The sequence below is a fragment of the Microbacterium sp. NPDC055599 genome (genome assembly GCF_053618975.1).
Map to the genome: position 1 here is coordinate 80731 of NZ_JBSHIM010000003.1, position 19110 is coordinate 99840.

General features: G+C 63.3%; 25 protein-coding genes. 5 read left to right on the forward strand and 20 right to left on the reverse strand.

Going from position 1 to position 19110, the window contains the following annotated elements; genetic code table 11:
• Positions 1–143 precede the first annotated feature (143 nt).
• Together ACWGQ1_RS03460 and ACWGQ1_RS03465 are read right to left on the reverse strand one after the other, a co-directional pair.
• Entirely contained in the window at positions 144–299 is a 156-nt protein-coding gene (locus tag ACWGQ1_RS03460) for a hypothetical protein (protein ID WP_168442828.1), read from the reverse strand.
• Positions 300–594: 295 nt separating this feature from the next.
• Entirely contained in the window at positions 595–1065 is a 471-nt protein-coding gene (locus tag ACWGQ1_RS03465) for a hypothetical protein (protein WP_452312331.1), read from the reverse strand.
• Positions 1066–1736: 671 nt separating this feature from the next.
• Between ACWGQ1_RS03465 and ACWGQ1_RS03470 the strand changes: the two genes are divergently transcribed.
• Together ACWGQ1_RS03470 and ACWGQ1_RS03475 are read left to right on the forward strand one after the other, a co-directional pair.
• Positions 1737–2033 carry a hypothetical protein gene (locus ACWGQ1_RS03470; RefSeq protein ID WP_452312332.1) on the forward strand — a complete coding sequence of 99 codons (297 nt, stop codon included), beginning with the start codon at positions 1737–1739 and terminating at the stop codon, positions 2031–2033.
• A 65-nt stretch (positions 2034–2098) separates the two neighbouring features.
• Complete coding sequence (locus tag ACWGQ1_RS03475; protein WP_452312333.1) at positions 2099–3328, forward strand: tyrosine-type recombinase/integrase; 1230 nt, start codon at positions 2099–2101, stop codon at positions 3326–3328.
• Here ACWGQ1_RS03475 and ACWGQ1_RS03480 read toward each other — a convergent pair.
• On the reverse strand, positions 3234–3503 hold the full coding sequence (locus ACWGQ1_RS03480; protein WP_452312334.1) for a DUF3263 domain-containing protein: 270 nt from the start codon (positions 3501–3503) through the stop codon (positions 3234–3236). The genes ACWGQ1_RS03475 and ACWGQ1_RS03480 overlap by 95 nt on opposite strands.
• 154 nt (positions 3504–3657) lie before the next feature.
• Between ACWGQ1_RS03480 and ACWGQ1_RS03485 the strand changes: the two genes are divergently transcribed.
• Positions 3658–3978, forward strand: a complete 321-nt coding sequence (locus ACWGQ1_RS03485; RefSeq protein WP_452312335.1) for a hypothetical protein — start codon at positions 3658–3660, stop codon at positions 3976–3978.
• 10 nt (positions 3979–3988) lie between these two features.
• Positions 3989–4165: a hypothetical protein gene (locus tag ACWGQ1_RS03490; protein WP_452312336.1), complete on the forward strand. Its 177-nt coding sequence runs from the start codon at positions 3989–3991 to the stop codon at positions 4163–4165.
• Positions 4166–4221: 56 nt separating this feature from the next.
• Here the strand turns inward: ACWGQ1_RS03490 and ACWGQ1_RS03495 are convergent, their stop codons facing one another.
• The 15 genes from ACWGQ1_RS03495 to ACWGQ1_RS03565 form a co-directional block, all read right to left on the reverse strand.
• Complete coding sequence (locus ACWGQ1_RS03495; RefSeq protein ID WP_452312337.1) at positions 4222–5868, reverse strand: hypothetical protein; 1647 nt, start codon at positions 5866–5868, stop codon at positions 4222–4224.
• 26 nt (positions 5869–5894) lie between these two features.
• Positions 5895–6191: a hypothetical protein gene (locus tag ACWGQ1_RS03500; RefSeq protein ID WP_452312338.1), complete on the reverse strand. Its 297-nt coding sequence runs from the start codon at positions 6189–6191 to the stop codon at positions 5895–5897.
• Complete coding sequence (locus ACWGQ1_RS03505; protein WP_452312339.1) at positions 6185–8482, reverse strand: hypothetical protein; 2298 nt, start codon at positions 8480–8482, stop codon at positions 6185–6187. Before ACWGQ1_RS03505 ends, ACWGQ1_RS03500 begins: the two co-directional genes overlap by 7 nt.
• Before the next feature lie 9 nt (positions 8483–8491).
• The gene (locus ACWGQ1_RS03510; RefSeq protein ID WP_452312340.1) at positions 8492–9526 is read right to left on the reverse strand and encodes a family 16 glycosylhydrolase; all 1035 of its coding nucleotides are present in this window, start codon (positions 9524–9526) and stop codon (positions 8492–8494) included.
• Complete coding sequence (locus tag ACWGQ1_RS03515) at positions 9526–9876, reverse strand: phage tail fiber protein (protein ID WP_452312341.1); 351 nt, start codon at positions 9874–9876, stop codon at positions 9526–9528. Before ACWGQ1_RS03515 ends, ACWGQ1_RS03510 begins: the two co-directional genes overlap by 1 nt.
• A 1-nt stretch (position 9877) precedes the next feature.
• Positions 9878–10060: a DUF7439 family protein gene (locus ACWGQ1_RS03520; protein ID WP_452312342.1), complete on the reverse strand. Its 183-nt coding sequence runs from the start codon at positions 10058–10060 to the stop codon at positions 9878–9880.
• Between the two features lie 19 nt (positions 10061–10079).
• Entirely contained in the window at positions 10080–10424 is a 345-nt protein-coding gene (locus tag ACWGQ1_RS03525) for a hypothetical protein (protein ID WP_452312343.1), read from the reverse strand.
• Positions 10424–10570 (reverse strand): DUF7620 family protein, encoded by a 147-nt coding sequence (locus ACWGQ1_RS03530; protein WP_452312344.1) that lies wholly within the window; start codon positions 10568–10570, stop codon positions 10424–10426. Before ACWGQ1_RS03530 ends, ACWGQ1_RS03525 begins: the two co-directional genes overlap by 1 nt.
• 10 nt (positions 10571–10580) lie before the next feature.
• Positions 10581–10880, reverse strand: coding sequence for a hypothetical protein (locus ACWGQ1_RS03535; protein ID WP_452312345.1), 300 nt, complete (start codon positions 10878–10880; stop codon positions 10581–10583).
• Between the two features lie 22 nt (positions 10881–10902).
• Positions 10903–11655 (reverse strand): hypothetical protein, encoded by a 753-nt coding sequence (locus ACWGQ1_RS03540; RefSeq protein ID WP_452312346.1) that lies wholly within the window; start codon positions 11653–11655, stop codon positions 10903–10905.
• On the reverse strand, positions 11655–12224 hold the full coding sequence (locus ACWGQ1_RS03545) for a hypothetical protein (protein WP_452312347.1): 570 nt from the start codon (positions 12222–12224) through the stop codon (positions 11655–11657). Before ACWGQ1_RS03545 ends, ACWGQ1_RS03540 begins: the two co-directional genes overlap by 1 nt.
• A gap of 66 nt (positions 12225–12290) precedes the next feature.
• The gene (locus tag ACWGQ1_RS03550; RefSeq protein WP_452312348.1) at positions 12291–13169 is read right to left on the reverse strand and encodes a hypothetical protein; all 879 of its coding nucleotides are present in this window, start codon (positions 13167–13169) and stop codon (positions 12291–12293) included.
• Positions 13166–14278: a hypothetical protein gene (locus tag ACWGQ1_RS03555; RefSeq protein WP_452312349.1), complete on the reverse strand. Its 1113-nt coding sequence runs from the start codon at positions 14276–14278 to the stop codon at positions 13166–13168. Before ACWGQ1_RS03555 ends, ACWGQ1_RS03550 begins: the two co-directional genes overlap by 4 nt.
• A gap of 9 nt (positions 14279–14287) precedes the next feature.
• The gene (locus ACWGQ1_RS03560; RefSeq protein ID WP_452312350.1) at positions 14288–15109 is read right to left on the reverse strand and encodes a hypothetical protein; all 822 of its coding nucleotides are present in this window, start codon (positions 15107–15109) and stop codon (positions 14288–14290) included.
• Between the two features lie 190 nt (positions 15110–15299).
• The gene (locus ACWGQ1_RS03565; RefSeq protein ID WP_452312351.1) at positions 15300–18059 is read right to left on the reverse strand and encodes a phage tail tape measure protein; all 2760 of its coding nucleotides are present in this window, start codon (positions 18057–18059) and stop codon (positions 15300–15302) included.
• 42 nt (positions 18060–18101) lie between these two features.
• On the opposite strand from ACWGQ1_RS03565, the gene ACWGQ1_RS03570 reads away from it, so the two are divergent.
• On the forward strand, positions 18102–18302 hold the full coding sequence (locus ACWGQ1_RS03570) for a hypothetical protein (RefSeq protein WP_452312352.1): 201 nt from the start codon (positions 18102–18104) through the stop codon (positions 18300–18302).
• Here the strand turns inward: ACWGQ1_RS03570 and ACWGQ1_RS03575 are convergent.
• Together ACWGQ1_RS03575 and ACWGQ1_RS03580 are read right to left on the reverse strand one after the other, a co-directional pair.
• Entirely contained in the window at positions 18283–18573 is a 291-nt protein-coding gene (locus ACWGQ1_RS03575) for a hypothetical protein (protein ID WP_452312353.1), read from the reverse strand. The two genes, ACWGQ1_RS03570 and ACWGQ1_RS03575, sit on opposite strands and share 20 nt — an antisense overlap.
• Positions 18574–18647: 74 nt before the next feature.
• On the reverse strand, positions 18648–19061 hold the full coding sequence (locus tag ACWGQ1_RS03580) for a hypothetical protein (RefSeq protein ID WP_452312354.1): 414 nt from the start codon (positions 19059–19061) through the stop codon (positions 18648–18650).
• Positions 19062–19110: the final 49 nt, after the last annotated feature.

A 19110-nucleotide genomic window follows, 5' to 3' on the forward strand; every position in this document is an offset into this window, starting at 1 on the left:
GGGGGGATTGGGGGCAGGGGGGGAATCAGGAGGGGGGGGGGGGGGGGGGGGGTGGGGGGCGGCGAAGGGCGCGGGGGGAGGGAAGAGAACCGGGGGGGGGGGGCGGGGGGTTCCCACCCCGTCACCCCCGGACCGGTGACCGGTCAGGGGAGGTCGGCGACGTCGAGGTCGTCGTCGTCTTCGCTGGCCGGAAGGTCGTCGGGCTCGGGGTCGTGATCGTTGGTGACGATGTCGGCGTCCACACCGACGGCGTCCACCTCGGGGCCATCGTCGGCGGCGTTGCTGTTCGGGTCTGACATGGGGATCTCCGTTCCTCGGCCTCGTGGAGCGCCAGTCTCCCGTGCCGGCGGGCCCGAGCGCAGGGGCTTGACATGACCTCCGGGTTCCGGATGGCCCGTGCGGCCGAGAGGCGCTGGCCATCGTCGGGCGGCCCGGCGCGCGCGGGGCCGGGTGTCACGGTCAGCTCTGCTCCCCGACGGCCTGTGCGGGATTAGACGAGCCAGCGGGGGCAGAACGCGCCGCAGGCTCAGCTCCGCTCCCCCGGCGGCCTGTGCGGGATCAGCCGAGCCAGCGCGGGCAGAACGCGCCGCAGGCTCAGCTCCGCTCCCCGGCCGCCTGCGCACTGACGGTGACGATCGCGAACACGACGGCGGCGATGCGGTCGTCGTCCGCGTGGGCGTGGGGGTCCCACAGCACGTCGGTGCCGATCACCTCGGCGGTCATGTCGTCGAGCGGCTGCTCCTCGTCGCGGGCAAGCCCGTCGGCGAGCCAGGCGGCCGCGCGGCGCAGGTCGGCGCGATCGATCGTGTGGTGGGGGTCCTCGATCGACGCGCCGAACACGTCGGCGATGGAGACTCCCCGGCAGCGGAGTCCGGCCACCGCACCGGACAGTGCGCCCGCCGCGACCGCGAGGCCGTAGCCCGCGGCGATGAGCGCGTCCCAGGAGACGGGGCCCGCGATGTCCTCCAGTCCGAGCGAGACGCCCGCCCTGTCCGTCACGGCGACCATCACCGCCCGGTGCGCATGGCAGTAGACAGCGGTCGCGGAGGGAGCGGGGGTCGGCACGGCGGTCCTCTTTCCGGGGAGCCCGCCTCGCTCGTCCGCGCGAGGGCACGGAACGGCTCTCACTCTAGTCCGCGGATACGACGAAACCCCCGGACGTATCCGGGGGTTTCGAGCTGTAGCAGGAGCGGGGCTTGAACCCGCGACCTCACGATTATGAGTCGTGAGGAGGGGTCTTGTTTGACTTGATTTTAGTCACTTTCGGGGTGTACGCTCTCAATAACGGCCCACACGGAACCATGCCGAACTACGACAATGGCTACACCGAGGGCTACACGATACAGATCCTTGGCCGGAAGGGAACCAGCTGTGATGAATTTCGTAAGCACGAGAAGAAGAGACGCGGACAATGGGGTCCGCGCCATGAACCCAACAGTTCAAACAAGGAGAGTCATGAGAGACCATGAACTGCTCACCGATGTCGCCCGAACGTATCTTGCGGCGGCGGCGACATCAAGGTCACCCCTCAAGCGGGTTGCGGAGAGGTTTGCCATGTCGCAAAGCACCGCGACTCGCTGGGTGGCGGAAGCGCGCCGAGCAGGCCTGATCCCCGCCGAGTCCAAGCCGACCAATCCATACCTTCCACTGATTGCAGAAGAGCTAGGGGTCGCTGTGGAGGAACTTGAGTCTGCTATCCGCAAGCACGCCCCGAACCGGAACCTGCGAGTCAAGGTATGAGCGTCGCGGAGCGCAAGCATGAGCTAGTCGCGAGGATCGCTGGCCTAATCGAAGCAGCAGGCGTGAGCCAAAGCGAACTAGCTCGGCGGATGCAGGATCGCGGTTGGGTCTCCTACAGCCAGATGACCGTCAGTCGCACCCTGTCTAACAGGCGGCCCATCGGCGCACTCGAATACCAGGATCTCCTCCTTTCGCTCGGGGTTCCCCGCGTTCTCGAATCAGCGGATGGTATCGAGTTGACGCAACTCCGCGCCTTCAAGTCCCGGATCTTGGCTGCGGTGAAGGATGAATGAGCCACACGCCATCATCGAGTACGCCCGCAGGGCGCACCTAGCGAATCGACAAGGAGAGATACAGGATGCGCGGTAAGGGAGAGGGCGCCGTCTACCGGGTGCCCAAGGACAAGAAGAAGCCGTTGAAGTACTGGACAGGAGTGCTCGAACTGCCCCCTGGCCCCAATGGGGAGCGGCGACGTAAGTCGATTCGGCGAAAGAACAAGCAAGAACTACTCGACGCACTCGCAGAAACCGGCGCTGAACTGAAGAAACGGGGCGATCTGCCAACGCGGAACGAAACGGCCGCTCAATGGTTCACGTACTGGGTAGACCAGATCGCGGCCAAGGAAGTGCGACCCAACACCCTCGACGGATACCGTCGCACCGTCACGAACCACATCATCCCCGCCATCGGGAAGATCAAGCTCGACAAACTCACCGCCGCACACGTGCGCCGAGTGCACGACGCAATCCTCGCCAAAGGACTCTCCTCTACTACAGCCCTGCTTGCACACCGCATCATGGCCGTATCGTTCAAGGTCGCAGTCCGCGAGGGGCGAATCGGACGCAACCCTGCCGAGCTCACCGCCGCGCCACGACGCGCCGCACCCAAACTTGAGGCCCTGGACCTCGACGAGGCAATCAAGTTCCTCGACTACGCCTCCACCGAACCCGTCATGGGTGCACGGTGGGCAACAACCATCCTCTCGGGCGCTCGACGAGGTGAAGTGATCGGACTCACCCGGGATCGAGTCACAGACGTACTCGACCTGTCCTGGCAGTTGATTCGCATCAAACTCACTGACACCACAGGTCGCCCAGATGTGCCCGCGGACTACGAGTATCAACACCTCGTCGGCGGCCTCTACCTCACCCGCCCGAAGTCCTCGAAGGGGTGGCGGATCATCCCGCTGGTGGACCCGTTGAAGGGGATTCTCGAGCGGCACATCGCGAACACTCCACCGAACCCGTGGAACCTGGTCTTCGTAAACCCGAAGGGTATGCCCATCGGCCCAGACGTCGATTCAAAGAACTGGCGCAAGGCCATCCAGGAGGCGGGCATCACGAAGAATGTACGCCTCCATGACGGGCGCCACACCGCGGCCGACCTCCTCTACGAGGCCGGCGTGCAAGAGGACATGATTCAGGAGATCCTGGGCCACACGACGCGCGCCACGACCCGCGGATACAAGACGCCGCAGAACCGGGCCCGTCTGCTCAAAGCGATGGAACAGTTCTCCGCGCCATTCGTTTCGCCGCCGACCGCTCGCCCCGTTCGCGAACTTGACGCGCCGTCACCGGGTCGGCTTTGATCCCCTCGGCCGAGTGTGCGGCGCGCAATAGGAGAGTGTAGTAGCGGACTTCGGTGGTCCGGAGTTGGTGGCGGATCGCGTGGGTTTTGTCTGGGGTGTGTGCGGGGTGTTGGTGCTCGAAGGCGAGTAGGTCGGCGGGCGTCATGGTTCCGATTTTGACCGTGGGGTCTGACATTGGCGGCGAGGGTCCGACCCCGCCACTGGTGTGACTTTCGGACCCTCGCCATGCACAAGTGTGCCCGAGAGTTCGCGGATCGTCCAGACCTTAGATAGAACGAATGTTCGAATCTTGGTAGCCTCGAACCTGCACCACAAGCAGGGAGGGCATCATGGGCAACCCGGGACCACTGCTCTCCGCCCACCACGACAGACAAGCCGACACGAAAACCATCCTCGAGGCCGCGAAACACGGGCCGCTGCAAACCCTCACAGATGCGGAACTGGAACGGTGGGACCAGCCCGTCACCATCTACCCGCGGGCGAAACGGGTGCTGGCGTGGGTGAGGTTCGGCCCTGAGCCCATCCGCATCAGCGCGAAACTCATGCGGTCTACTCCCCTGGCTGCGGGTATCGAGTTCAAAGCCGGCGACCGAACGTTCCGTTGCTGGGTTTGGGGCAACGCCGTACAACTAGCCGAGGAGATCACCTAGAGTCATGTCTGTGGATAAGCTGAACGATCTGATGTGGGCCGTCGCCGTCATGGCGCTCGGCGTACTAGGCATGGTGCTGAACTTCGGCGCGCCAATGTTCTGGTATGCCGCGATCATGTTCACTGTTGGAGCCGTCTGGGTGCTCCTCATCCGTATCCGCCGCGCCAAGTTCGGCACACGGAACTGAACGACGAAGAGCCCCCTGCCCGCACCCCGGAAGGGATGAGGCAGGGGGCTTTGGGTCTACAGGTTTCCTAGTGCGGAGACGGTCCCGGACGTTGCCGACATGTACTGCCATGACGCTGTGCCGTCCGCACCAGACTCGCCTACCGTTGACGGGTTAGGTTCCGTCGATCCCGTAGTGCCGGCGGTCAGATACCGGATGACACGGCCATCAGCGAGCTTCCACCATGCACCAGCGGTCACCGCAGTGGAAGCAGCCCATGTAGCCGCGGACAGAGCCCCGTTCGCGGTCTGAACCCAACCGTTCGGCTGTCCCACCGCGGGGGCACTATTCGCCCACCGCATGTTGCGCCGGTAGATCCCCCGTGTCGGGGCGGAGCCGGCCATGAAGTTGCCGCCGTCGCCCCAAGCGTTGCTGTGGGAATGGGTCAGTTCTTCAACCGGGATAGCGTCGTTGGACGCGCCGTTCCCGACCGATCGGATCTTCGGCAGCGTCCACCCGGAAGCCTTACCTGCATCGGTTCCGTTGCCCAACCGGACGGGCTTGACGATCCCGCCCCTCGCGTCGATGTTGATCTGCGCGATGTTGTTGTTGCCGGAACCGCGAAGCTCGATCTCGGCGGACGCGGAGTTGATGCCACCCGAATGCTGGTTCGTGATGGACACGTTCCCGATCGACACCATGTCGTGGGCGTAGAGGCTCAAGCCGAGACTGTCCACACCCGAAACGCTGTCGATCGCGATCTCCGCCACGCTGACCCGGCGACAGAAGTCAGCACCAACGAACTCGACCTGCCGTGCCCCCGTGGGAGCCGCCGACAGCTTCGTCCCCGAAAGGATGTTGCCCTTGACCCCGTCGACGTTCTGGAAGCTGGCGAGCCCGCCGCACCGTTCCGCGATCAGGTTTCCGAAGGTCACGTTGTCGCTGTACTTGATCTGATACGCGGCACCCTTGACGTTGTCTACCGTGTACCACTTTCCGATCACTCCGGAGAGTGCTCGAGCGCTGGCGTCACCGGAACCGTAGATCGCGTGTGTCGGGTTGGTGCCCGACGAGTCGTCGAGGTCCTCGTGACAGTAGGCGTCACCCCAGTCGAACGCATCCTGCTTCACGTATAGGAGTGCGAAGTTGTATCGGGTTGCTTCGAGGTACCCGATCCGGTTGCCGACACCCGTCCGGTCGTAGGGACCCGTGCCGTCCCACGATGAGAAGAAGATTGGGGTCGGCATGCCGTCCGTGCGCAGGTACTCGACGTAGTTGCGGTCACCGTTCGACCAGACACCACAACCCGAGTTGTAGGGTGCGGAACCACGGATCGCGGTACCGAGATGGGTGCCGCGCGTACCCGTGTACTTCACCATCCCCATCCGGTACCGGTGACCGTCCGCCCCACCGTTCGCACGCAGGGCAAGGAACGCCGGGGTGCCCCAGTTCGACACCTGGAACTCGATACCCATTGCGTCGATCGTCAGGTTGTTGGCCTTCAACGCGAACCCACCCGACGGCACAGCGACCGGGCTCATCGCCGGCGGAAAGTACAAGGTCGCACCAGCAGGTGCCGCGTCGATCGCGGCCTGAACAGACGGGAACCGTGCCACATTGATGACGAGCTCGTCCGCCTGCGTGAAGTCCGGAACGAGCGCCATCCTGACCGGTTCAGGGAGACGGTAATCCGCATCATCTACAGCAACAAGCCGATCAACCATGAGATCCCCCGCCCCTCAAACCCAACTCAATGCTCGTCAAGGTCATCCACAACCCGAACCACAAACTCACCCTCAGACGGCGCCGTACGAACCTCGCCACCATCCGCGATCTCAAGCTCCACAAAATGTCGGCCAACCGCCCACGTCCCATCAACGTCGTACACGACCTTCCCCGCCGCAGCATCAGTGACCGTATGAGCCAACTCCTCAAACGTCCCCTTACGGTCCAGGTGCCTCACGATCAGACGCGTCACCGCACCAGTCAGGTTGTGGTTCACCGTGAACGTGAGCGGGAACATGTCGCCCTGTTTGATGTTCACCATGCGGCCTCCAATGTCAGTTGCGGCACGGTTGCCGTGAGTTCGAGCGTGATCGTGTCAGCGGTGAGAGTGAGGCGTTCGGGGAACGGTGTCCCGTTTGCGACTCTCCCCGTGCCCGTGAGCTCGAGGATCCCGGCCGCGTCGACGTCAACCTGAACCGTGGCCGTTGCGCTGCCAGCAAGCAGGACCGTCCCGTTTGCGGTGCGCGTGATACCACCGGACTCGAGCGCCCCGGCACCCGTGAGCACCAGCGTTCCCGCCGAAGTGCGGGTGATAACAGTGGACGCCTCAACGGTCCCGTTCATCGTGAGCCCGCCGGCAACAGACCTGGAAACAACCAGCCCCGGAACGGCAGCACCGGACACTGCAAGAGACCCCGCCGCGGCACGAGCAACAGCAACCGTCACACTCGCGGAACCCGTCAGAACCAGACCTCCCGCAGCAGTAACCACAGTCGGCGTCGAAAGATCCACGACCGAATGGAACCGCTCAACCTCAGTTGGTGCCGAAGCGGTAGACGAATACCCCCACAGTTCCAACTTGAACCCGGACACATCATCCGTGACCTGCGCGACACCATACTGGCGGGCACCAGACACCGAGGTCGTCGGGTACTTGTCCCCGCTGACCGTGTAACCGTACGCCTGCCCCGTCGTGTGCAACGGTGCCGCGGAAGCCGTGGGGAACCCGCCCCACAGGTTGTTCGTCCCGTTGTCGTAGAACAGGGTGTGCGTGTCGCCGTGCAACCGTACGATCCGCACACCACTCGCCGCAATGTACGTGCCGAGCTCGGTTCGTTCCGTGTTGTACTTCGCCCACGAGTTGTACGTGGCAGACGAACCAGGCGCACCAGTTGGCTCAATCCAGGGCCCGTCACCAAACCACACCACAGCCTGACCGGCAGCCTTCGCCGCATCGATCTGACCCTTAAACCACGCCTTCTGCTCAGCCCCAAGCTTCGTCTTCGACGCGTCATCCGTGGAGTCACGAACCGACGCGGCCGCAGTCTCATCCGTATGAACGAACCGCACCCGGCCAACAGTCCACGACCGTGCACCAGAGTTCGTCAACGGCAGGGTCGGGTGTGCGAACTGTTGACGGTATGCGGCCTGCACCGCTCCCGTCGCATGCCCACCCGTCGTGCCATCCGCGTTCGCACCCGCACCGTCACAGTCCGAGTACGTGTACGAGATGGGTCGGCCAGTGAAGAACCCTTGCGGGGCGGTGGCAGCCAACACGGGCTCACGGTGGGTGCGTACCGTCGCAACATCAGTCGGTGACGTGTTCCCGTTAGCCCCGCCAGTGATGTACTGGTACCCCCAGTCGCCCAACATGGCGAAGAACGCCGGGTTGCGGGCAGACATCAGGTCGAACACGCCGGACGTGTTCGTGTCGAAACAGGAACCCCAACCGAACGTGAACCCGCCATTCGACGGGAGCGTTCGGACCGTCCCCGTGCGTCGAGACACACCATCAACGGTCACGTCGTACGTGTGAGAGGTGCCGGAAGCGAGGCCAGTCACAGACGCGCGGAAGTAGCCGGCGCTGTCCGGGGCGACCGTAGTGGACACTCCCCCGACCGTCACCGCCACCTCAACCGCACCAGCAACCTTGCCAACCACAACCGCCGTCGACTGGTCAGCCCACACGTTCGACAGGAACGACAACGTTCCCGGAGCCACCGCACCCGCCCTGATCTGCTCCCCGTCCGACGACCACAGTTCACCGAACCGCATCGTCATCCCGGTCACACCGGTCGGGTTGAACAGGCGCACGTTATCTACAGCCGCAGCAGTGCTCCCGGTGAACGTCTCATCCGCCGTGGCGGTCGTGTTCCCCGGCTTCCACAACTGCAACGTCAACACCGTCGCGTTGTACTCGAGCTCAACCCACCACACGTCACCGTTGTTGATCGTCGTGGTCGACTGTCCCGCATAGGTGGTCCCACCGGAACCCGCACGAAGGGCGATCTGCCCGCCGTTCTGGTTGCGGAGGAACACGTCGCCACGGTTCGTGGTCCCCGAGCGCAGCAGCATGAACGCGAGACCCGCAGTCTGCGTGCCCGACACCCGGTTAACCCACATGCCCAGACGCCAGCGTGTGCCCGGAGTCGTCCACACGAAGTCGCGTGCGTTGGTCGCCTCAACCGACTGACCCGACGACCCGGAAACCCCAGCCTGATAGGTCATGTTGGTGGATGTTCCACCCGCAGACGACGCCCACGGTTCCGTCACTGTAGAGGGGTTAGTACCGATCGCCCCGCCCGTGAACGATGAAAGCAGGGTCTTCGTCATGGCAGCCCCTTACTGTGGCAGTGCGTACACCCGCACGTAATCAACCTGGAAGTCGAGCGGCTGCGTCAGCGTCCGATTCGCCGGGTCCGGCAAACCCCAGTAGCGGGGATCCGGGCCGACGTGCAGATTCAGCCGCATGTGCAACGGGGAACCGAAGTAGTCCGGGTTCCACAGGTCCGGGTAAGACACGGGCGTCTCCCGCATCACCTGAACACCATCGACGGTCATCGACGCGTAGTCCGGGGTCAGCTCGAACACGTACGTGTGCAGGCCATCCCACGGGACAACCTTCGACCCGCCGTCACGATGCCGCCAGATACGCTTCCGCCCCGTTCCATCCGTCTTCGTGTGAATCGTCGTCGCCGCGGTGTCCTTCAAGTACTTCGTGTGGTCAGCGGCCATCACGCCGCCGTACCCCCACGCCTCGAGGATGTCGATCTCGCCGGTCTGCGAGTTCCGCAGCCAGAACGCCGGCAGGGCACCGCGAGTGTTAGGCCCGGTCGGAGTCTGGCACCGGATCTCCCACCGGCCGTACCGCTGAGCGTAGAACTTGTTCCCGGCCCTGAGCGACTGCGTGTCGAGGTAGCCGGTCGAGTGTGTCAACGTGGTCACCCCGGTCGCGGAGGCCGTGCGGGTGGAAGTTGTGGGTAGCCAGTCGCCACGCATATGCAAGGTGCCGTCAGTCACCGAAACCGCACTCGCGGTAGGAACGGCCGCATCAATCGTCAACCCCAGGTCCGAACGAGTGCGCACGTTCCACTTCGCCAGGTCACCGTCGAACTCGTCACGCCACACCGGCGAACCCCAGAACGGCAACACGGCAGGATCAGCAGGCGTCTCGAGCTCGGCGATACGAGCAAGCAGACGTGCACGCTCAGCCTCAAGCTCCCCCACACGCGACCCCGCCGAATCCAACGCGCCATCCAACGCCGCAACATCAGCCTCAAGCTCAACAATCCGGGCACGCAACGGGACAATCGCGTCAGCAACCTGAGCAGCCACATACCCATCAAGCAGCCCACCCACCGCCTCCGCGTGAGACATCAGGCCACCGTGATCGAAGGCGTCACATTCACCGTCGTCTGACCAGGCAAAGCACCCGTAGAAGACGACAACGCGAACCCGGCAACAAACGTGCCAGCCGTCGCAGCAGTCCACACGCCGATATGCGTGTACGTGCCAGCCGGAACCTCGAACGACACCTGCGAACCAGTCACCGCACCATCCGCGGCACCACCAGTCCACGTGGTCTGCTTGCGCGCGTACGCCGGGGAACCACCCGACGCCTCACCCGTACCCGTCGTTCCAGGATCGGACGTGTGCAAGCTGATCCAGTTGCCGAGACCGGTGACCGCGAGAGCCCCAGCCTCCTTCGTCGCATTCGGGAAAGCCATCTCAGACCTCCTCGGCGGGCTTCTCAGCGTTAGGCACCAGCAGAACAGCCAGCGCAGTCAGGAACGACACAGTGGCCGCCACCCACGGCGCATACTCTGCGGGAACAGCAAACGCGAACGACGTGGCCGCGAGACCCAACACCGCCGCCACAAACTTCGCGTACTCAGCGATCTTCTGCTTCATTTCTTCTCCTCGATCAAACTCAACGCCCCCGGATGCGGCGCTCCTGAGGGAGCTGCACCCGACGCTGATAGATGAAAACCACCCACGCGAGGGTGACCAAAAGGGTGTACAGCCCGAACGCAACCCACTCACGCCCGGGGAAATCTCCGATGAACCGGACGACCGCTATGAAAGCCACCACCAGAACCAGGGCAGCCTTCTGCGACACCAGAATCCGTGTGATCGGCTGCAACTCCTTCACGCGCAGCAAACGGCGCCGCCAACGCGAAAACGGGACCGCAGTCGTCACCTGGTAGAAGATGAACAGGCCCAACGGGACAACCCACGTGAACAAGACAAACAGGATGATGTCGTCGATCAGCATCACGCCCCCTTGATCCCCGCCAGCACACGCTCACCAATGTGATTCACGTACCCGTGTTCCTGAATGCGGCCAGTCAACTCCGCGATCTCCGCAGTGCGCGCCCGGGCCACATCCAACGACCGTTGCGCAACCTTCTGCGCCTCCACGGCCTCCGCCTTATCGGCGCGGCCCGCGAACTTCCGAAACAGTTTCAGCATCCGATTCACCCCCTGTCGGGACAGGGAGCGCATCCAGCACCCGGGCGGACACCGACGCGGAACCGGCAAGAAGCGTGATCTGCTTCTCCTTCTCCCGGCCAGACGCCTGCTCGGTGAAGTACGCCGTCTTCCAGGCGTCAGCGACACTCTTCGGCACGAGGCGTCCGGTGAGGATGAGCATGACCGTCACCGCGAGCAGACCGGTAGAACCGAGATCCATGATGCTCAGGCTGGAAACGAACGAGCTCCACGGGTCCATGGCTCCCCCAATCCCCGGGCGGTCATCCGGTCTTCACTACGGCATCGATCGAGTCAAGCCATGCCTGCCGCGACACAACCCGCGCATTGCCCCACACCTCAGCCCACCGGTTAGCCCGAACCTGAGCGTCGGGCTCGTTCTCCCGGATGGTGAGATATGGCCGCGCGTTGCGGGAGTCTTTCCGCCACCCGGGGTTCAACAATCCCCAACCGCCGACGTCGTTACCGTCGATGTTGTCTCGCACATACACGAATCGCATGTCACCGTCCTCCTCGAACGTCAGTGTGGGAGCGAACGGGACAGCCCCGCCGCCAGTAGCAGCACCCGCAGCCCACGGCCTCTTATCGACCACGTGCCACGGCTCATCCGGGTACCCCCGCACCGTAGAGATCAGCCCAGGCTCGAGCCCGACCGCCCGCACGTCACGGTAGAAGTTCCCCCGGTTGCCGTTGTATACGTACGACCAGTTGCCGTAGTCGATCGCGGCGCACTCGATGCGCTCCCAAAACATGCCGTGCGAGGACGTGCCCGGTGTGGCCGCCCAGATGCCGTGCACCCTCTTCGCGTACACCTGCACGTCATACGGCCGATAACACGACCACCCCTCGGACGGCTTCAAGACCCGACCGGTGTTCCGCTTCGCCAACGCCACCAGAGACAGGTGCTTCGCGTACGTCGCGGGCGGCAACTGGTGGTACCAGGTGCCCTCGTTTGGCAACCAGCCCGACGCGAACGTGATCAACCGGTCCTGCGGAACCCGGCCGTTCGGGAACATCAGTCCAGCTCCCACGTCGCACCAATGGGGTGCGCACCCAACGACGACGCCGTTCCATAGCCGCCCGGAACCTGCAACGTTCCAGCCGGCGTCAACAACAACTCGTAGAACTGGGTCGCGCCGTTACTGTGCGCCCCCAAGAACATGTTGCGTGCGGGACGGTGACCCACCGGGATCGTCAGAATGCTCGACAACACACCACCCGCGTTACGGCTCGCAGCACCCACCAGCGTCCGCCGCTTCCCCTGCACCAACAGGTACGGCTCATACCCCGCCAACGCAGACCAACCAGTCGAGAACGACGTGATCGGGATAGTCGTGCTCCCACCAGCAAGCACCCACCCCGTACCGTCATGCTCATACTCGGTCGACGTGTCCAACGCATGCCCACGCAGACCCTTCCGCTTGTACGGGTACGCGTCCAACGCGGCCAGGTTCGCCTTCACAATCCGGTTACCCACCTCGGCCGCATAGATCGCCACCGCCCGCGGATCAACCTTGATATCAGGCGCATCACTGTCACTGAACAGCGGCGACCCATCAACCGGGTCGTATCCGTTAGCTGCCATGTGTCCCCCTTAGAAACACGAAACGCCCACCCGCAGGTGAGCGTCGAAGATGAAGATGAGAACGGGTCAGCGGACCCCGATAAGACGGACAGCACCAGACATGCCATCAGTCGACGTACCACGCCACCGCGTGTACCCATTGCCGCCCGGGGCGAGAACACCCAACCCGCGGCCACCCGCAGCCAAGTACTGGCCAACAGACGCAGTCAAAGCGACCCAACCATTCCTGCCACCCAACGGCAGAGGCACAAGAGACGACGGCAGCAACGAAGGGCCACCGCCAGGGATCGACGGGTGAGCGTGCGCACCGATCGACGCAAGACCAACCTGCGAAATCAACGGCAGAAACACGTAAGCTGCGGTGACCGTCCCGCCGCCAACAGCATCAGCAATCGTCGACCCGTACACCCAAATGCCCTGGTTGCTCGAGCTCGCCCACGGGTCATTACCCCACCAGCCCGAACCACCCTGATAGCGGCCACTGTTCAACGCACGAACCGTCACATCAAACGGGGCACCACCACCACCAGACTCCCCCGGCGTCTCCGGAGTCTCAGCGCCCGTGATCTTCCCCTGAATGATGCCCGTCGCCCAATTCACCTCAACAGGATCATCCACCGCCGGCGTGTACCCGTCACGGTAGAACAAGCTGTACGTCGCACCATCGACCATCACCGTCGCACGCGGATTACCCGTCGCCGTGATCGTCCCCAACGGGTTCAACGGACGCACAGGCCCCGTCACAGACGGCGACCCATTCACCCAATCCACTCGCACCGGCATACCCACCACCGGCGGGTAAAACCCCACGCACGGAACCGAAACCGTAGACGTGCCAATGTTCACCACCGCGAACCGGCCATCCATCCGCACAAACACACCCGTCTCAGAACGAGCAGACGTCAACGCGTTCATTCGACGCGCCAGAACCTCCGCATCACTCATGACAGCTCCCGGTGCACCCTCAACGTCACATTCATGTACGGACTATCCGACAGAGCCACCGACCGGACGCGACCAACCAACGGCCGCTTCCAGCCCACCAACTCCACAACATCACCGATCTCAATCAACGGATTCACGTGACACTGCACCTGCACGTCGTACTGCTGCGACCCAATCGACTCCGCAAGCACCGCCTTCACCGCGGCGTTCGCCTGAGCCTGCGTCTTCACCAAATCCGACGAGTAGTAGCGGGTGTTCGTACGGTACGGCCCATCCGGGCTCAACGGTCCCGCCGGCGCCGTCGCAACCGCATAAATCGGGTTGCCGTTCGCATCCTCAAACGTCCCCACAACCTCGTTGTAGACCGTGTCCGTGTCGATCTCATCCGACACCTCAATGACCGTACCCAGATCCCCCAACCGCAACGTGGCCACCGGCTCACCCACAGTGTCAGGAACAACCGTCCACGCCCCACGACTGTTCACCACAGCCGCACCACCCAGAACACGCCCCAACTCAAGAACCGCATCCAACCGGCCGCCCTGCTTCGCCTCCCACGTCTTCAACGACGGAAGAACCACATCAGGAACCGACTGCTCCACCGGCATATTCGTGAACCGCCGAATCTCCCCAAACGCCGACACACCAGCCTTCGACGCCTCCGGAAACCGGAACCCCCACCGCTCAACATCCGACTCCAACGAATCGAACTTCAACCCCACACGAGAAGCCGTCACAACCCGACGCCCCTCATACTCCGCCACAAAATCCTGAGCAGACGGAACAGCAACCACCCGGAACGTCCCCAACGACACCGACTCCGCAAACTCACCAGCACGAATCGTCATCACCGGCTCCACCCGGGCACGAAACGGCGACAACACACCATCCGTACCCACCGGAACCAAAGACTCCCCATCCACCGACGAATGCACCACGACACCCGAACCCTGACCGCAAATACTCCGACCCAAATCAGAACTCAACTGCCACGATTCAAACCGGGCCCCAACCAGTGGACGATCGGCCCCGTTGAACACGTTCACAACCAGCTCGCGCTCAAACGATCCAGACAGAACATCCACCAGCTCAGCACTGTGCTGCCGCATCAGACCCCCTCAGCCCGCCGCCCCCGCAAGGTCATAGCGACGATTCACATCCGCGGCCGTCAAGTGCTCACTGTTCAACACCGCAGCACTCGGAAACGACACATTGATATCCGCAGCAGTCAGCAACGGGACAAACAACCCGGGAATCGGCGGATCAACCTCATCGCCCTGGAACTGGTGGGCAAGATCCGACCCGCCCCACCGGCGCCCCATGTCGATCTCAGCGACGGTCAACGCCGACAGAAACAGGGGCTGCGGGAGACGAAGCCCCGCATCATCCGAACCCAACCGGACGCACACGATAGGAGGCATGCCACGATCACCGACCATGACCTGAACCCGGTCCGCGTCCTCATCGTTCAGAGTCCGAACGACAGCACGCAGACCCGAAACGCCATGCCGCGGCTCGGAGAGAACAACGCCCACACCGCGCCCAAGAGGCCGCGACACAACCCCGGGCGTTGGGCGAGTAACCACCCAGTCGCCATCCTCACCAAACACGACTCGCACCGCCCCAGACGGGTCCAGCGGGTTGTGCATCCACGACTGGGCAACATCCAGTGTGATGGTCGCCGAATCGGTGAAGCCCAGTGACGCGCCAGACGCATCGAACAACTCCGCACGGTACGTCACCTGCCTGTTGAACGGCACCTCGAAATCGATCCGGGTGAACGCCCCCGCAGTAGGAGCATTCACCGCCCCACGAACCTGAAACTCCCGACCAGCCGCCAACCGGTACACCGTGACCGACACCGCCTCCGGGATCAGGTCATCAATGAACACCTCCACGAACGGCGCCTCGGTCACATCGCTCAGCAACGTAATACCCATCAGATCGCCTCCGCGTTGTAAGGGGTGATAGTCACGTACCCGATCGCATACGCCAACGCGTCGAACTCGTACAGGCCAGGTTCCGCCAACGGCAAAGCCTGCGTCTCATACAACTGACCACCAACCGGAACCGACTCCCTGTTCGGCTGAAACAAGTCCGGCGCGTACCGGTCGGGGCGGAATGAGGACATCACCTCACCCCACCCCGAGAAGCCAGCGCACGCTTCGAGTCATACGAACTGATGTGCCCGTCGATGATCCGAGCAAGCCCGTCACCACCGATCTCGAGCACACCGGTGATCGACAGGCCATCCAGAGACAACGGCGCCGGCTGAGCAGGGGCACTCGAGAACATCCCGAGCTCCTGTCCAGTCCGCACCCACACAGCCTCAGACCGCTCGCGCCGAGCGGGGTCCATCGAGATGTACGCCTCCGAGTACTCCTCAGCGAACTTGTGAATCCCGCCCCGCACATACGGGTAGATCCCCGGCTCGAACCCCGAGTCCGCGAACGCCTTCACCCCACCCTGGTAGAGCGCGCCATCCGCATTCGGAGAAACCGTGATGCCGCGCGGCGCCTGATAGTTGACGTCCGCCGTGATCGTGATCCGCTTGCCCTGATTATTGATGATCAACCGGTCAATCGCGTTCTGCGCCCGCGTCGTATCCGCGAGGATCTGGATGTCCTTCTCGGAAGGGATCGCATAGATCTTGTCCGCCAGGGCAACCGCCTGCTTCTGCGTGTACCCCATCGCAATCGCACTATCGATCAGCGCCTGTCGCCCCGTTTGCATGCGAGCGATGTAACCCTCCGTCGAGTTATCCAACGCCAACTGCGCCGCCGCAGCGGACTGCGAATCTGCCGCCAACCCAACGAGCATGGCCATGTTCTCGCGGCCAGCCTCAGTCGACTCATCCAACCCATACGCACCATCAGCGATGGCCTGACGCACCGCAGCCAGAGTCTCCTCGTAACGGATGTTCTGCGAGATCGCGTCCTGCCCAACCCCGTTCGCTTGGTTGATCGTGTCGATCAGCGCCATGAGCTGCGACTGGAGATCCTCAACCTCGCTCGCCTGATCCATGTACGCATCAGCGGCCGAGCGAGCAACGTCTTCCGCGTCGCCCATAGCCAGGTTCAACAGCGTCTGATCATCGGCGGCTTCACCCGACGCAGACGCCTGATCGGTCAATGCCCGCTTGAACGGCTCCATCTTGTCGATCAGAGCCAGCATCTGCTTCTCGTTCAGGTTTCCCTCGAGTGCGAGCAGGCGGAACTTCTCCTGCGCTAGCGGCAGATTGGACGATGCCAGGTCGCCCAGCTCCTCGCCGAGCTTCGAAACCGCGTTCGCCGCGTTGAGCACCGGACGAATGCTGTCCCCCGTGGCCTGAGCACCAGACGCCGCAAGATCCAACATCTCCGCCAGGCCCTCAACAGCCGACTCCGCAACCTTGATGTCAGCAGTCGAACCGAAACCCTTGCCGAGCGCCGCAGACAGAACCTCAGCCGCGTTCGACGCGGACACAAGCTTGTTGTCCGTGACCTCAGCCGCGTCACCCATGCTCTGCATCGCCTTGGTCAGCAAGTCCAAACCGGCCGAAGCAGCCGCGAACCCGAGCAGCGCACCGCCACCGATCCTGGCGAGCCTCCCAAGCTTTCCGGTCAAAGCGTCACCGTCGAGACCAAGCTGATTCAACGACTCCCGCAGCTCAACGAACTTCGGAATCGCGAGCAGCAGTGCGCCACCAGCGAGACCCACGCCCGCCGCCAACGCGGCCATGCCGATCCCAACCTGCTTAGCCCAATCGGGGAGGTCGTTGAACCCATCGACGAGCTCGGTGAGCGACTGAACCAGCCACCGCAGTGGCCCGTTCGCACCCTCACCCATGCTGATGAACGCCGTGTCCAGGGCGCCCGTCAGCGCTTCCCAGTCACCAACGAGGTTGTCCAGCCTGGTCGCGGCCGTCTCAGCCGCATACCCCTGGTCGTCGACCGCGGAAATCCATTCACGGATGCCCGACTCGCCCTCCTTGTAGATGACGTTCGCCGCACGCACAGCATCCGAACCAAACATCACCGACAAGGCCGCGTTACGCTGCTCCGGCGTCAGATCAGCCAACGCCTCCTGCAAGTTGCCGGCAAACTCCGCCAACCCAATGAAGTTGCCCGACGAGTCGTACGCCGAAACTCCCAGCTCCTCCATCTTCCGACGAGCCTCATCGGACTGTGGGGTGAGACGCTGCAACATCGTCTTGAACGACGTACCCGCATCCGAACCAAGAAGGCCCTGAGACGCGAACGAAGCCAGCGCCGCCGTCGTCTCCTCAATCGACAATCCCGTAGCCGCCGCAACCTGGCCGCCCTGCGCCAGAGCCTGCGACAGATCCCCAACGTCACCCATCGCCTTGCCCGCACCAGCCGCCAACAGGTCAGCGACATGCGACATGTCCGAACCCTCAAGGTTGAAGATCTTCAATGCCGTCGCCGCGATACCAGCCGCGTCAGCCACCTCAAGGCCACCAGCTGCCGCGAGATCCAGCGCCCCCGTCAGTCCACCGCCAAGGATGTCCCGAGCCGACAGACCAGCCTTCGCCATCTCCTCGATAGCGTTCGCAGACTCAGTGGCGGAGAACACGGTTGCCGCACCAGCATCAAGAGCCGCCTGACGCAACGCATCCAAGTTCTCGCGCGCGTCATCACCAGTCGCCGCAACAAACGACATCGCCTGGTCAAAATCGGCGAACTTCGCAACCGCCACACCCACACCAGCGGCAATCGCAGCACCCATCGCCACGCCCGCAGTACCAAGCGTCTGCATCGCCTGACGCGTCTGAGCAAGCTTCTCCGCCTGCGTCCCAACCGCGCGAGTTTCCTCCGCAGCCTCCCGCATACCCTTCCTGTAATCATCGACAACGGCCGACAGCCTGACCTTGACAACCCGTTCAGCCAAGACGCACCCCCAGGAACGCAAAAAGCCCCTACAGTGAGGGGCATGAAGTCGAAGATGGTGCGCGGGCTGCTCGTAGCAGCCGTCCTGTGCGCCACTGTGGCGATTGGTGTTTGGCTGACCTACGCGCTCAGCCGGACGCCCATGAACGATGCGGCGACCACTCTTGCTCTTGTCGCCGCCTTCATCGCGATCGTTCTAGCGGCAGCGGCCGGCGTGAGCGCCTTCAATCGTTCGAGTCGGTGACGCGTCGACGAACCGTCCAATGCAACGCGTGCAGGTTCGCGTCCGGATACTTCTTCTTGTATGTCTCCTGCGCGTCGTCGAGCGCCGCCTGAGCCCAATCCTTCTCGGGGCCCTCCACCTCGAACGCAAACTGATTGTCCGGGTCCATAGCCTCAGACATCAACACGCCATGAGAACCACGACGCAACCGCGAAACACGACGATCCTCAAGCATCGCCGCCACATCCCACGGCGAAAACTCCGGCTCCCGCAACGTGACCGACCGCAGCAACCTACCGGCACCGTCATACTCGTACGTCGTAACCTCGCCAGGCTCCCAACCGAAAAGCCTGCGAGGCGAAACCCCTAGTTCGCGGGCGAGGGAGACTTCCGGCCCGCTCGCGCTTTTCCCAGCTCACGCAACGCCCTCAACGACTCATTGATGTTCACACCCCAGATGGTGATCTCAATGTTGTTCCGCCACGTCGGATCCATGATCGCGAACCCCTCAGCCCACACCTCCGGGTCGATCTTCTCCCCATCAACCGTGATGTTCGGGTACTGGGAAGCCAACGCCTTCGGGTTGTACCCAACCTGCGCATCATCCTCACGACCAGGACGCGGCGGGCACGCACCGATCAGCGCATCCCACTGCTCAGGCATCACCTTCGACACCCCAACCGTGACCATCTCGCCGCCGAACTCAACGTCCAACGTCGACTCCCGCACCACCTCAAGCTTCTCGCGCTGCTTCGCAATCAACGCCCGAAAGTCAGTCATCTCACCTCTCACCGTCTCTCACCGAAGGAAGAACCTGGGCGGGGCCGGT